The sequence below is a fragment of the Terrihalobacillus insolitus genome (assembly GCF_028416575.1).
Taxonomy (GTDB): Bacteria; Bacillota; Bacilli; order Bacillales; family Amphibacillaceae; genus Terrihalobacillus; species Terrihalobacillus insolitus.
This window is the reverse complement of the sequence record NZ_JAMQKB010000004.1, coordinates 96,176-110,270: the sequence shown is the minus strand read 5'-3', so window position 1 is coordinate 110,270 and position 14,095 is coordinate 96,176. Positions and strand designations below refer to the sequence as shown.

At 38.3% G+C, this 14,095-nt stretch carries 12 protein-coding genes; 8 read left to right on the top strand and 4 right to left on the bottom strand.

Features of this window, described 5'->3' with window-relative positions:
• Positions 1 to 58 precede the first annotated feature (58 nt).
• The 6 genes from NC797_RS06380 (at position 59) to NC797_RS06355 (ending at position 6,156) form a co-directional block, all read left to right on the top strand.
• The gene (locus NC797_RS06380) at positions 59 to 1,357 is read left to right on the top strand and encodes an exo-beta-N-acetylmuramidase NamZ family protein (protein WP_272435936.1); all 1,299 of its coding nucleotides are present in this window, start codon (positions 59 to 61) and stop codon (positions 1,355 to 1,357) included.
• A gap of 337 nt (positions 1,358 to 1,694) precedes the next feature.
• Complete coding sequence (locus NC797_RS06375; RefSeq protein ID WP_272435935.1) at positions 1,695 to 2,756, top strand: NAD(P)/FAD-dependent oxidoreductase; 1,062 nt, start codon at positions 1,695 to 1,697, stop codon at positions 2,754 to 2,756.
• A gap of 289 nt (positions 2,757 to 3,045) precedes the next feature.
• Positions 3,046 to 3,840, top strand: a complete 795-nt coding sequence (locus NC797_RS06370; RefSeq protein WP_272435934.1) for a hypothetical protein — start codon at positions 3,046 to 3,048, stop codon at positions 3,838 to 3,840.
• A complete protein-coding gene (locus NC797_RS06365; protein ID WP_272435933.1) occupies positions 3,824 to 4,315 on the top strand; it encodes a hypothetical protein in 492 nt (163 codons plus the stop codon). The genes NC797_RS06370 and NC797_RS06365 overlap by 17 nt, the downstream gene beginning before the upstream one ends.
• A 294-nt stretch (positions 4,316 to 4,609) precedes the next feature.
• The gene (locus tag NC797_RS06360; RefSeq protein ID WP_272435932.1) at positions 4,610 to 5,512 is read left to right on the top strand and encodes a multicopper oxidase family protein; all 903 of its coding nucleotides are present in this window, start codon (positions 4,610 to 4,612) and stop codon (positions 5,510 to 5,512) included.
• Between the two features lie 44 nt (positions 5,513 to 5,556).
• Positions 5,557 to 6,156, top strand: a complete 600-nt coding sequence (locus tag NC797_RS06355; RefSeq protein WP_272435931.1) for a spore coat protein — start codon at positions 5,557 to 5,559, stop codon at positions 6,154 to 6,156.
• Between the two features lie 71 nt (positions 6,157 to 6,227).
• On the opposite strand, the gene NC797_RS06350 is transcribed toward NC797_RS06355, so the two are convergent.
• Positions 6,228 to 8,477 carry a heavy metal translocating P-type ATPase gene (locus NC797_RS06350; RefSeq protein ID WP_272435930.1) on the bottom strand — a complete coding sequence of 750 codons (2,250 nt, stop codon included), beginning with the start codon at positions 8,475 to 8,477 and terminating at the stop codon, positions 6,228 to 6,230.
• 266 nt (positions 8,478 to 8,743) lie between these two features.
• Between NC797_RS06350 and NC797_RS06345 the strand changes: the two genes are divergently transcribed.
• Positions 8,744 to 9,913, top strand: coding sequence for an MFS transporter (locus NC797_RS06345; RefSeq protein WP_272435929.1), 1,170 nt, complete (start codon positions 8,744 to 8,746; stop codon positions 9,911 to 9,913).
• Between the two features lie 249 nt (positions 9,914 to 10,162).
• On the opposite strand, the gene NC797_RS06340 is transcribed toward NC797_RS06345, so the two are convergent.
• From NC797_RS06340 to desA, 3 genes are all read right to left on the bottom strand, one after another.
• Positions 10,163 to 10,768, bottom strand: a complete 606-nt coding sequence (locus NC797_RS06340; protein ID WP_272435928.1) for a response regulator transcription factor — start codon at positions 10,766 to 10,768, stop codon at positions 10,163 to 10,165.
• On the bottom strand, positions 10,765 to 11,901 hold the full coding sequence (locus NC797_RS06335; RefSeq protein ID WP_272435927.1) for a sensor histidine kinase: 1,137 nt from the start codon (positions 11,899 to 11,901) through the stop codon (positions 10,765 to 10,767). Before NC797_RS06335 ends, NC797_RS06340 begins: the two co-directional genes overlap by 4 nt.
• Positions 11,902 to 12,008: 107 nt before the next feature.
• Positions 12,009 to 13,067: a Delta(5) desaturase DesA gene (desA, locus tag NC797_RS06330; protein WP_272435926.1), complete on the bottom strand. Its 1,059-nt coding sequence runs from the start codon at positions 13,065 to 13,067 to the stop codon at positions 12,009 to 12,011.
• 154 nt (positions 13,068 to 13,221) lie between these two features.
• Between desA and NC797_RS06325 the strand changes: the two genes are divergently transcribed.
• Positions 13,222 to 13,380, top strand: a complete 159-nt coding sequence (locus tag NC797_RS06325; RefSeq protein ID WP_272435925.1) for a hypothetical protein — start codon at positions 13,222 to 13,224, stop codon at positions 13,378 to 13,380.
• Positions 13,381 to 14,095 lie beyond the last annotated feature (715 nt).

Genomic DNA, 14,095 nt, shown 5'->3' with positions numbered 1-14,095 from the left:
CCTTTCACTAAAGAAACAACCAAATATTTCCAATCCAAATTTTCAGGAGGAGATTTACATGAAAAAAAAGTGGTACGTTTTAATCATGACAGCTATTTTATTATTTTCATCGCTTTCCGTAGCCCTAGCTGATCACAACCCTAATGCAAGCGAAAAGGATCAAAAGTCTAAATTCAAACTTGGTGTCGAAGTATTACTAGAGGACCAAATTGATCTCATAAAAGGAAAAAATGTTGGTCTTATTACAAACCCTACTGGCGTTGATCAAGATTTAAACAGTATTGTTGATCTGCTTGCAAATAATTCAGATGTAAATCTTGTTTCTTTATACGGGCCTGAACACGGCGTTCGTGGCAGCGCCCAAGCAGGTGACGACATTGATTTTTATACAGATGAAGAAACAGGGCTCCCAGTCTACAGTTTATATGGAGATACAAGAAAACCAACACCAGAAATGCTAGAGGGAGTAGACGTACTTCTGTTTGATATCCAAGATGTTGGCACGCGATTCTACACTTACATCTATACAATGGCTTATGCAATGGAAGCTGCCGCCGAAAATGATATTAAATTTGTTGTCCTAGATCGGCCAAATCCGATTGGTGGGGATAAAGTAGCAGGCCCTGTTCTTGATCCTGACTATTCCTCCTTTGTTGGTATGTACCCAATTCCATTACAACATGGTATGACGGTTGGTGAGATAGCAAAGCTATTTAACACAGAATATGCCATTGGTGCAGATCTATCCGTTGTGAAAATGGATGGTTGGGATCGTTCCATGGATTATACGGATACTTCTCTTGACTGGGTTCTTCCTTCCCCTAATATGCCAACGTTGGACACTGCCTATGTGTACCCGGGGGCCGCATGGATTGAAGGAACAAACGTTTCAGAAGGTCGTGGAACAACAAAACCATTCGAACTAATCGGTGCACCATTCATTAATAGTACAGAGCTTGCTGATGAGCTAAACGCACTCGATCTTCCAGGTGTTACCTTTAGATCGTCTTCCTTTACACCATTATCTTCAAAGTATAATGGAACACTGTCAAATGGAATTCAAATTCACTTAACAAATACGGAAGCCTATCAGCCGGTTAAAACAGGGCTTTCGATTGTAAAAACGATTTATGACCTTTATCCTGAGGACTTCAAATTCAGAGCCGAAAACAGTAACGGCGTATCGTTCTTTGACCTGCTTGTCGGAAATGGCTGGATTCGTGATGAAATTAAACGAGGTACGTCAATTGATGAAATTGAGAGCAAATGGCAGCCAGAACTAGACGAATTCAAGGAAATTAGGGAAGATTACTTACTATATGGAAAGGCATTAAACAACCAATCTAAAAATGAATAATCGTTTTGATCAACTGCATTTCTAGAAAGCTGACCGTCAACCATGGTCAGCTTTCTCTCCAATTAGCCACCTATATCCCTGAAATTCTGCAAAAATTAGGTTCCTAAACTGTTCCTTCCTCCAATCTCACTATTGATACCTAACAAAAACTGATACAACCTCAACAAAAAATAAATGGATCAACCGATATTTTCTATACTTTCCGTTTCTTTTTTGGTAGTCTGTAAAGTGGAATGAAACAGTAAGTTTTGACTGTTGAAGACGGTTAACACATTATCCAATTGGCAGCTTTTGTCATACACAAACTGATTACTTAAAAAGGTAAGGTGTCTATTTTATGAAAAAATTAGTCATACTCGGTGGTGGTTATGGTGGATTTAAAATACTCCAAAAATTATTGGATTCCGATTTATCACTGGATACACGTATTACGTTGGTAGATCGAAATCCGTACCATTCCTTGAAAACAGAATTTTATTCGATAGCAGCTGGAACAACATCTGACAAAGATGTACGCACGCAATTTCCAACATACGAACAAGTGGATTACGCATTTGGCGAGATTATTCAAATTGATACGGAAAATGAACAAATTTGGCTAAAGGATTCAAATGAGCCGATAACGTATGATTATTTGGTGATCGGTCTAGGATGTGAAGATAACTATCATGGAATCGAAGGAGCAAAAGAATACACACATAGCGTTCAAAGCATTGCAAAAGCAAGACATGCAAGTTTAGCCATTGGTAATTTAAGGGCGTATGGAAAAGTCGCTGTAGTGGGAGCAGGATTAAGTGGTATTGAAGTAGCTTCTGAAATAAGAGAAAGCAGACAAGACTTGAACATAAGGTTATTGGATCGAGGGGATCGTGTACTTAGTGCCTTTGATTCCAAAATTCAAGAGTATGTGGAGGACTGGTTTGCTGCCAATGATGTTGAAGTTTTGCACAACGCGAACGTTGATTATGTTGAAAAAGATGCAGTGTGTAACAATGGCGCATGCTTTCCAAACGATGTAACGATTTGGACTGCTGGAGTACGCCCACACTACTTAGTCAGATCATTACCATTTGAAAAAGATGAGCAAGATAAAATCAAACTGAACGACTATTATCAAGTTCCTGAGCAACCAAACGTCTATGTTGTAGGTGACAGCGCCTCTTCAAAACACTCGCCGAGCGCTCAACTGGCCATACAGCAAGCTGAGCAAATTGCTGAGGTACTCAACTCTGTATTAAATAATAAGGAACCAGAAATACCAAAAGAACTAAAACTAAAAGGTGCACTTGGCTCACTAGGGAAATCAGATGGCTTTGGTAATATGTTTAAGTTACCATTCACCGGATTCCTTCCCCGCTTAGCAAAATCTGGGGTTCTGTGGTTAAATAAACGTCATTAACAAGCGAACTCGTTTCAGCAAGCTGAAACATCGGGGAATCCCACCTACGCTTCGCTTATAGCGGTCTAAAACCCTAAAACCATTTAAAGATCAAAAACAAGAATAGAAAGACGATAGCCTGTATCCAGTAGTACAAAATGGATAACAGGCATTTTTTTATTTTCCTCAAAAGCATATCATATCACTTTAGTCTATATTTACCATCCAAATTTTTAGATACATGTAAATAAACTCCTAATTAAGAGGGAAAATAGTTGTAGAGGTCAAGTTGTGAAGAAAGGTGAATGGATTGAAACAAAAACTTTCCACATTAAATGAACAAGTGCACCTACCTCAAAGAAGGTGGATTTTTAGTAGCAATAGTTACGCAGGTAATGTTTTACATCGTACTAATCCTTGGATCGTAGTTTGGTGGTCTATGGCCTTTCCTGGTTTTGGACACCTCATCATCAACCATTATTTTTGGGGATTTTTACTTATTGCTTTTGAATACTTAGTCAATAATCTCGGTCATGTTAATGAAGCCATATATTATTCCATGATTGGAGAAATAACGAAATCAAAATCGATCTTACATGTCAATTGGACGTTTCTATACGTGCTTGTCTATGCATTTTCAATGTGGGACTGTTATAGAAGGTCTATTGAAAATAATAAGGTTTATGAACTTGCTAATAAAGAAAAAGGATACATCTCCACTTTCCAATTTTCGCCATTAGAAATTAACATATTAGAAAAGAAGGAACCCATTCTTGCCTGTATTTGGTCCAGTTTTGGCCCAGGCTTAGGCGAATTTTATTTGCATAAATTACCATATTTTCTTGTCAGTCTATCTTGGTGGCTGGTCGTCATTTTTTGTTCAAATATCTATGAGGGCGTTTTTCATTCTATGGTTGGAGAAATATCCGTAACCAAAGACATCGTACCTCCGCAATGGATTTTATTTATCCCATCCATTTACTGTTTCTCCATGTATTATTCGTACACGTTGGCTATTGAAAATAATAAATTATTTGAGAAAGAAAAAGCAATGTTTCTTGTTCAACGATACCAAGAAGGCGATTTAAATGAACTCTACAAGTGATGAAAGTGAAATTCTACACATCGTTTCTTCTTTTGAATATTCAACTAAACTGGAATTATTACTTTTGAAACTAGAGGAGAATGGCATTCCAAAAAAACATATTGTTGCAATCCCGTTAGACAAAAAAAGGGAACAAAAGAAAGGACTATTTGATACGATCCATCATTCAGATGGTGTTAGCGTTGTTGACCTTGGTTTTATATTGGGGATGATTTTAATGCTATTAGGGGTTATTTATGGATACATCTTACCTATTGGTCCGATATTCTTAGCATTTATTGGTTTATTACTAGGGTTTGGGATCGGTACTTTTACTAAGTATCTCTATCTAAAAAGAAAAAAAACCAATATAACAGAGAGCAAAACAGAGGTAATTCTTACGATTAAGTGTAATCAAGCTAACGTAGAAAGTATTCAAGACATTCTTTGGAATCATAATGCTTTAGGAATCGGTGTTAAGTTTCCCGATAATTAATAAAACTCGTCATAGGTGGTAAATATAGTGATATTCCCGTCACAAAGCGAACTCGTTTCAGCAAGCTGAAACATCGGGGAATCAGATGGAGTCTCGACTCCACCTGATTGGAAATTCCCACCTACGCTTCGCTTAGAGGTGGGGGTCTAAAACCTTAAAACCATTTAAAGATAAATTTTAGTAAAAATCAATCCATAGGGAATACTGTTATCAGTGGGCTTAATGAAATCCCAATCTGATTGAAAATGGATTGCGGAAGTTTAGATACAAAAATCAAAAGTGGAGGTTCGCGACATGAATAATTGGGAAAGCAACCTTTTTATTACCGACGGAACAATTGCAACGTATCAACAACGAGAAAATTTGCGTCAATTTAAATTAATTGCAGAACCCATTGCGCACAATATCCTACCCGAGATCACCCTTGATGCACTTGGTTACAATGGTTCTACACCAGGTCCAATGATTGTAGTGAAACAAGGTGAATGGGTAGAATTGGAAGTGGAAAATCGGACACAAGAGCCAACAAGCTTACACGTTCACGGACTAGCCAAGCCTAACACGCAAGATGGGCGGCCACCGATTGAACCAACTCCTAAAATTAACCCTGGCGAATCATACACCTATAAATTCCAAGCATGGCAAGCTGGTACTTTCTTTTACCACTCCACACAGAACTTTCAGGAGAATTTAGGTTTGGTGGGTGCTTTTATTGTACTTCCCAACAACTTGTACACACATCCAGTACTGTTGCCAGATCGCGATTACACAATGATCGTACAACAATGGGAAATTGAACAACCTGAATTAGGAAAGGTTTTTCCAGGGACATACAAGCCGATTAAATACGGTACAAAACCTAATTACTTTACGATAAACGGGAAATGTTTTCCAGAAACATCCCCTTTACACACTGCATTTGGGGAGAGATTAAGACTTCGTTTTATTAACAAATCAAGTTCTAGCCATTCCATGCATACACACGGACACGATTTTAACGTAGTAGAAGTGGACGGTTTTACAAGAACGGGAATGATGGACGATACGATTAGTTTAGCATCAGGGAAACGTATAGATGTAGAAGTAATCGCAAACAATCCTGGTAAGTGGCCAATTAATGGTACCAAAACTTTTCACGAATCCAACAATGGGCACACACCTGGTGGTATGATCACACAACTGATTTATCAAGAATAGTTAACTGACTATACATTATAAATAACTAAAGGAGCGATTATAACATGTTAAAAACGGTAGATGTAGGGCTTATGGCAAATCATTTAGCCGCACACAAAGGGATTATTAAAAAATTAGAGTTTTATGCAGCTTCAACTCAAAACAAGCAACTTTCAATGCTAATAGAGCAGCAAGCAGGCTTAATGAAAAACCATGTTACGACTATGAACAATTTGTTAAACCCAAATCAGATGAGTCAAGCTACTCTTCCACCGATACCGAAAGCTCAAGGTCAAAATCATGCAAATATGTCCGGATCCACTTCTATTGGATTGAAAGATCCAGACATTGCAATGGATGCTCACTTTACAGCGACTGCTATGGCAAATGATAATTTCACTTCTGCAATGAATATGAAAGACCCACAAGTCAAAAAAATTCATATTGAAATGGCATTACAACAGTCACATATTGCAGAGCAGCTTGAAATGATGGGAAACCAAAACGGATGGATGAGTCATCCAAGTGCAACGAGTATGGAACAAACGAATGCTCAACAACCAATGGGAGATAGTACGCACAACATGAATACAAACAAAGGGCAAATACCCGTTTATAACAATCAACAAAACGATAAACAGCAGTCACAAAATTTTCCACATTAATCTTTTGACCTAGACTTTATACAAAAATAGCACCACCCTCTACGATTTGGAGAGTGGTGCTGTGTTTATTTTTAACCTTTAAACAATCGGGCGTTTATTGCAACGATAACGGTACTTAATGACATGAGCACCGCACCTATTGCCGGACTTAATACGATACCTATTGGGTATAGAATACCTGCAGCAAGTGGGATCGTTACGATGTTATAGCCTGCAGCCCACCAAAGATTCTGAATCATTTTTTTGTAAGTGGAAGTCGATAGTTCTAAGATGGAGACAACATCTTCTGGATTACTTTTTACCAAAATGACATCCGCAGTTTCCATTGCCACATCTGTACCAGCACCTATAGCGATCCCTAGATCAGCATTGGCTAAGGCAGGTGCATCATTGACACCATCACCAGTCATCGCTATTTTCAATCCCTTACCTTTAATTTCTTTTACTTTTTCTGCCTTTTCATGTGGCAACACTTCTGCAACCACTTCATCTAAATTCAATTGTTTTGCTACCCATTGTGCCACCTTTTCGTTATCTCCAGTTAACATCATTGATTGCACATTCATTTCTTTCAGGCGTGCAATTGCTCGTTCCGCACTCTCCCTAACTTTGTCTGCAAGTGCAATCATACCTGCCAATTGATTATCTATTAGCACGAATACAACTGTTTTTCCTTGTTCAGATAATTCGTTAAATGCTTCCGTTTGAAAATTAATGTTCTGTTCTTTGATATAACCAGGGCTAACAATTAATATTTCCTTTCCGTCAACATTACCTTTTAATCCTTTTCCAGTCATTGATTCAAATTGTTCTGGTTCATGAAAAGATACATTTTGCTGTTTCGCTTCTTCTACAATCCCCCTTGCAATAGGGTGCTCGGATTGTGCTTCAAGGGAAGCAGCAACTTGTAATAGTTCCGTTTTGTCATAGCCATCCTCTGTAACAATCTCAGTTATTCCAAATTCACCTTCCGTCAATGTACCTGTCTTATCAAATACAATTGACTGTACTTTCCTAGCTTCCTCAAAATTAGCACGATTTCGAATCAACAACCCTTGTTTTGCTGACAGAGCTGTCGAACGTGCTACAACTAATGGAGCTGCTAAACCTAATGCGTGCGGACAGGCTATTACCATGACGGTAACCATTCGCTCTAATGCATAGGATAAAGGGTAGCCTAATGCTAACCAAATAACCAACGTTGCCAAACCAGCTGTTAGTGCTACATAGAATAACCATTTAGCAGCTCGATTTGATAGGTCTTGTGTTTTAGACCTAGACTCCTGTGCTTCTTTTACCATCGTCACGACTTGTGAAAGGTAACTTTCTTCGCCTGTTTTTTCTACTTGAATCGTTATGGAACCTTCTCCATTAATCGAGCCACCGATTACTTCATCCTCCACCTCTTTATCCACTGGTACTGATTCACCTGTCAACATTGATTCATTGACAGATGACTGACCCTTCACGATGCTGCCATCAACTGGGACTTTTTCACCTGGCTTTACAAGTACTTTGTTCCCGTGTTGCAAACTAGATACTTTAACATCCTTCACTTCTCCGCTATTATCATCTATTAAGTGTGCCTCAGATGGCATCATTTTCACTAACTCTTCAAGAGCATTAGACGCACCCATAACTGAGCGCATTTCAATCCAATGACCTAGTAGCATAATGTCAATTAATGTTGCAAGCTCCCAGAAAAAATTATTTCCAGACAGCCCAAACACCGTTAAACTACTATACACATAGGCAACAACGATCGCTAGTGCAATTAGTGTCATCATACCTGGGTTCTTTTGTTTTAATTCAGCAACTGAACCTGTCAAGAATGGCTTTCCACCATAGAAAAAAATAAAGGTCGCCAAAACAAATAGTACGTACATAACCCCTGGAAAGCTTAACTCATAATTTAAAAATGATTGAATCATCGGTGAAAAAATGAGAATAGGTAATGTTACTAGTAAAGAGATGTAAAATCTCTTTTTAAAATCAGCAATCATATGACCGTGATCGTGTCCTCCATGACCGTGATCGTGATTTTCGTGGTTGTGATCATTTCCTTCATGACCGTGACTGTGTCCTCCATGACCATGTTTGTGGTCAACGAGGTCGTGATCATGTCCTTCGTGCTCGTGGTGTTCATGCTCGCGATCGTGTCCTTCGCGCTCGTGGTGTTCATGATTATGGTCATTCTTATGTTCACCACTATGATTATGGTCGTGAGTTTGCTGGTGATCGTGATGATGTTGTTTCCTATTATTATTTGTTACATTTTCTTTTCCATGGCCATCCTCATGGTGATTATGCTTATTATCCATGTCCAAACCTCCTTAGAACCAGCACATTGCCTCTATGCATTACGGTTCATTTGTTTTATGCGTAAAGATTATTTCTTCTTACATCATTACTATACCCCAACATAGTATTACTAAACATATATTGATGCTTTTGATCATTACAAATTAATATTCAACATGTAGCCTACATTCGGAAACATTATTTTGATTTTTAATTTCTAACATTTCCTTTGTCCCCTTCACTCTTGTATAATGTAATTCGAGTGTCGAAAGAAAGAAGGGTTTCCATGACAGAACTTGTGAAAGAAAAAATTTGGACCAAAGATTTTGTCCTAATTTGTTCCGCGAACTTTTTTATTTTCCTAGGGTTTCAAATGACATTACCGACAATCCCTTTATTTGTACAAGAACTAGGTGGTAGTGACCAACTAATCGGAGTTATAACAGGAATTTTCACTTTTTCTGCATTATTATTTCGCCCATTTGTCGGGCATTTGTTAGAATCAAAAGGTAGGCAATTTACATACATGTTCGGACTTAGCCTTTTCGTTCTTTCAGTAGGATCCTATGCCTTTGTTGTCAGTATTGCATTCTTATTTATCATGCGTATTGTTCAAGGGATTGGCTGGGGATTTTCCACAACTGCAACTGGTACGATAGCAACAGATTTGATCCCGCCAAACCGCCGTGGGGAAGGAATGGGCTATTTTGGTCTATCTGGTAACTTAGCAATGGCATTTGGACCTGCTTTAGGTCTTACATTGACGGGGTACATGTCATTCACTATATTCTTTATTATTTGTGCTGCTTTAGGCATGGTAGCATTTCTTTTATCTTCGAGAATTCATTACAAGAACGTAGAAAAGCCAGAAAACCAATCGGTGACAGCTAGATTTGACATTTTTGAAAAAAGTGCTATCCAGCCTTCCATACTGCTATTTTTTATTACGGTGACCTTTGGTGGAATTGCGTCTTTCCTCCCCCTATATACCGAACAGAAAGGAATTGAAGGGATAGAACTTTATTTCTTGTTTTTCGCCTTATTCTTAATGCTTTCTAGAACATTTGCGGGTAGAATATATGATTCGAAAGGGCACATTGCCGTATTTCTTCCAGGTTCATTCATGATTTTTGGTGCGATGATCCTGTTAACATGGCTCCCAAATTCTTTCATATTATTCACAGCAGCTGCGTTATATGGTCTAGGCTTTGGAAGTGTACAACCAGCACTACAGGCATGGGCTGTGGATAAAGCATCTTCTCGCCGAAAAGGAATGGCAAATGCAACATTTTTCTCATTTTTTGATCTTGGCGTAGGTATTGGGGCGATCACATTTGGCCAAGTTGCTTTTTTATTTGGGTACAGTTTTATTTATCTACTATCCGCTGTTTCTGTTTCCATTTCACTGATTCTGTATGTAGGTTTGTTGGTTAGGGGAAGAAGAAAGGCGATATAGCTTTTTGTTTTCAAATTTAGAAAAATGGCTAAAAAATATACTTTCGCTTTCGCTGACTTTTTCAAAAAAGTGCCCCCTGAACCGTATATAGCTCATGGGGGACGATCATTTTTCTTATTGAAGGGCTGTTCAAAATTAATCATAGTAGGAATAGCCACGAAGACATGCTGTTTTTTTTAAAAACGTATCAGTATTTATCACTCACTCATCTGTATAAACGAAGGGGTGTTATCGTTTACTCAAATACCCTTATTTAAACCATCCCTTCTCCTTAAATCGAGAAATCGCTTCAATTCGGTTGCTTACACCGAGTTTATCAAGAATAATAGAAACGTAATTTCGAACAGTCCCATTCGTAAGAAAAAGCTCGCTCGCAATTTCCTTTGTGTTTTTCCCATCGGCAATTAATTTGATCACCTGCTCCTCTCGCTCAGTCAGCGGGCTTTCATTCTCATTCTCATAAGCAATATCGACTAACTCTGGTGCATACACGTGTCGTCCGTCCATAATCGTGCGAATCGAGTTTGCTAAATCTTCGATGGGACTATCTTTCAATAAATACCCGCTTATCTCCGCTTTTCTTGCCCGCTCAAAGTACCCCGCCCGTGCAAATGTTGTTAAAATAATTACTTTGCAAGGATGATCCTTCAATTCTTCAGCTGCATCAAGTCCACTTTTCAATGGCATCTCAATGTCCATGATGCAGATGTCGGGCTGGTGCTGGTTCACTAGTTCCAATGCTTCCTCCCCGTTCCTTGCTTTCCCGACAACTTTCATGTCATCTTCTAAATCAAGTAACGAGCCTAAAGCACCAAGTAACATACGTTGATCTTCAGCAATGACAATTCTTATCACACTTTAGCCCCCTTATTTGTTTGTTGAATAACATTTGGCACTCGTATAGTCAATGTCGTTCCATTTCCAGACTCAATTTCTAAGCTGCCATTCACAAATTCCAATCTTTCTCTCATCCCTTCTATGCCATGTCCCTGTGTAGAGTTCATTTCTTCAGTGATCCCTTTGCCATTATCTTGAACCTTAATACACAATTCATTAGGTACTTGCTTAATCCAAACATTGCAGGAAGTAGCCTGACTATGCTTGACTATATTGGTTACCGCTTCTTTCAAACACATACTTAGCACATTTTCAACCAATAATGGCGTATCGGTAAATTCTGGATTTCCATCTATACGAAGCTCTATATTCGCAGCCTTTAACATTTGCCGAACATGAATCATTTCTTCTTTCAGTTTTATTCCCCTCATATCAGAAACCATTTCCCTAACTTCTTTCAAGGCCATTCTTGCCGTTTGATGAATATCATTTATTTCCGCCTTTGCCGCATCTGGCTTTTTATCCACTAATTTACCAGCTAAATCGCTTTTCAATCCAATAAGGGAAAGCTTTTGCCCTAACGTATCATGTAAATCGCGTGCAATCCGCTGACGTTCTTCCATAATGATCAACCGAGAAATCTTCTTATTTGCATGCTCTAACTGAACTTCTAATTCTTCTCGCTTGATTCGGTTATACATCGTGAATGGTAGCAATAATACACCAATGATACTAATGACTATAAATGGAAGTTGCGAGTAAATCAATGCATTTTCTTTCATAAATACGATTGTAATTGCCCCGATTGTACTGAGAAGATGAATCCCATATAATATAGAAAATCCGATTTTATTTTGAATTTTCCCAATGAAAAATGCTAAAAAAAGCGCAAAGTATACATAGCCAAAAAGTAATGTCATGACAATACTTATCGTCATTTCTATGATGACCCATACATATACAGACCACCCCTTAGAAATAAAGGATAGACGGTACGAACCAAAAAAAAGTAAAATCATTAAAATACCGAAAACGATTTCCAAGGATGATGATGATCTGATAATAAAGTAAAAAGGCAGAATACAAAAGATAATCCATACGTAAGCACTAAGCCCCGTATTTTTTGGGATAATGTGATACCAATTTTGCATAGTGATCCCCTTTGGTTTATATTTAATGTTAAGTATACCAAAATGCACAAGAGATTTGATAATAGAATCCTCTTGTGCATTGCTTTGTTATTTTCTTATTGGCGTTCCTATTTTTCTTGAAGACTTGGCCTTCTGTTATTCAATTGCACTTTAGATTTTAACTTTGTATTACTTAAAAGTTCTTTGACCTCTTTAAAGCTAACGAATGTTCTGTTTTTCTCATCATATAGGCGAAAACGGATTGATTTTAAGCTAGATGCAAGCGTAATCGTTGTTGCTTGTTGTAATGGTGGCGTTGATTCATGTGCTTTTTCTAAATTATAATTTGGAACCCTTGGACTTAAATGGTGTACATGGTGGAAACCAATACTACCAGTCATCCATTGCATAATCTTTGGAAGTTTGTAATACGAACTTCCATCAACCGCTGCTTTCACATAATCCCACTCATCCTCATTTTCAAAATAAGAATCCTCAAATTGATGTTGAACATAAAATAACCAAATTCCGAGTGCCCCTGACACGAAAAGAATCGGGAGTTGCACCATTAAAAATGCTTGCCAACCAATTCCCCATATCAACATCGCATAGATGGCAGCAATTGAGAAGTTGATCAAGTAGGTGTTCAAGCGTTCTTTACGTTTTGCACCTTTTCGATTAAAACGATTTTCGATGAAAAAAAGGTAAATCGGACCTAATCCGAACATAACAATTGGGTTACGATAAAGGCGATAAGCTACCCTTTCCCATGCTGAAGCCGATACATATTCCTCAACCGTCATCACCCATATATCTCCTGTTCCACGTTTATCTAAATTACCACTTGTCGCGTGGTGAATCGAATGGCTTCGCTTCCACTTTTCAAAGGCAAAATGGGTAATAATCCCTGTAACCGTTCCAAGATATCTATTCGCTTTTTTGTTCTTGAAATAGGATTGATGCGTACAGTCGTGAAATATAATAAAGATTCGAACGACAAAACCTGCTGCTACAACTGTCAATCCGAGGGTTAACCAAATTGAGACAGACAAACTTTGATATGCTAAGAACCAAAGTAGAAAGAACGTCGGGATTGTATTGACCAACTGCATGATGCCCGATTTCGTATTAGAGCTTTCATATGGCTTGACGTTTTTTCTTAATTCCGCTTGTTTTTTTCTACTCATATTATCCTCCTCAAGCACTCATCTTATGCTTTCAATATTCTATAAGTATCTTCTGTTATTTATAGATTAAAGAAAAACATAAAGCAAAAGAAGTCATATACGTCATTTGATTAAGATGACAAATGTCATATCATTTGGTTGAAGGCAGTTGTCGATGACAATTAAAGCAAGACAAGGTATTGAATTAGCTTTTAACGGGGAAACAAAGGTCGTCCGTCCAGACGTAATGGAGGTAGCTGTCATTTCCATTCCTGAAGAAAATGGGGAGAAGTTCCTAATGCAATCATCGTATTACACCCAAATGCAAAGGTAACAGAAGAAGAAATTATAGCATATTGCCGATCTAATCTGGAGTACTTTAAAGTACTTTAAAGCACCAAAGGCCATTGAATTTGTAGAGTCATTACCAAAAAAAGCTACAGGTAAACTCCAAATATACCGCCTGAGGGAAATGTACTGGAAAGGACCGAAAAAGATAAATTAATAGATTAAAAGCAAACCGCGTTACAAATGGAACGTTCACTTGATAGTAGCAAAAAAATTCTATTAAGGAATGGGAGCTGCACTTCTGGTATATGTCCACATATCGCCTCTGAGTCCGCTAAAAATCCTATGCGGACTGAGAGGCCGTTATTTTCGGAAAAAGGCTTGATTTCCTTGCGTTAGCGGACTCACAGACCCTTATTTGCTATAAAACGGCTGTTTTCGGCTGGATTTTCAGCAATTAACGGCCTCTCAGTCCGCGAAACCTCCCAATACCACGGATTTTGGCCAAATAAGAGCCTCTGAGTCCGCTAAAAATCCTATGCGGACTGAGAGGCCGTTATTTTCGGAAAAAGGCTTGTTTCTCATGGTTAAGCGGACTCACAGGCCGTTATTTGCTATAAATGGGCTGTTTTTGGCTGGATTTTCAGCAATTAACGGCCTCTCAGTCCGCGAAACCTCCCAATACCACGGATTTTGGCCAAATAAGAGCCTCTGAGTCCGCTAAAAATCCTATGCGGACTGAGAGGCCGTTATTTTCGGAA

What these genes read in the sequence shown, in the direction of transcription:
- NC797_RS06345 (WP_272435929.1), top strand. Translation starts at nt 8,744, where the DNA reads ATGACAGAACTTGTGAAAGAAAAAATTTGGACCAAAGATTTTGTCCTA.
- NC797_RS06365 (WP_272435933.1), top strand. Translation starts at nt 3,824, where the DNA reads ATGAACTCTACAAGTGATGAAAGTGAAATTCTACACATCGTTTCTTCT.
- NC797_RS06360 (WP_272435932.1), top strand. Translation starts at nt 4,610, where the DNA reads ATGAATAATTGGGAAAGCAACCTTTTTATTACCGACGGAACAATTGCA.
- desA (WP_272435926.1), bottom strand. Translation starts at nt 13,067, where the DNA reads ATGAGTAGAAAAAAACAAGCGGAATTAAGAAAAAACGTCAAGCCATAT.
- NC797_RS06375 (WP_272435935.1), top strand. Translation starts at nt 1,695, where the DNA reads ATGAAAAAATTAGTCATACTCGGTGGTGGTTATGGTGGATTTAAAATA.
- NC797_RS06335 (WP_272435927.1), bottom strand. Translation starts at nt 11,901, where the DNA reads ATGCAAAATTGGTATCACATTATCCCAAAAAATACGGGGCTTAGTGCT.
- NC797_RS06355 (WP_272435931.1), top strand. Translation starts at nt 5,557, where the DNA reads ATGTTAAAAACGGTAGATGTAGGGCTTATGGCAAATCATTTAGCCGCA.
- NC797_RS06350 (WP_272435930.1), bottom strand. Translation starts at nt 8,477, where the DNA reads ATGGATAATAAGCATAATCACCATGAGGATGGCCATGGAAAAGAAAAT.
- NC797_RS06325 (WP_272435925.1), top strand. Translation starts at nt 13,222, where the DNA reads ATGACAATTAAAGCAAGACAAGGTATTGAATTAGCTTTTAACGGGGAA.
- NC797_RS06380 (WP_272435936.1), top strand. Translation starts at nt 59, where the DNA reads ATGAAAAAAAAGTGGTACGTTTTAATCATGACAGCTATTTTATTATTT.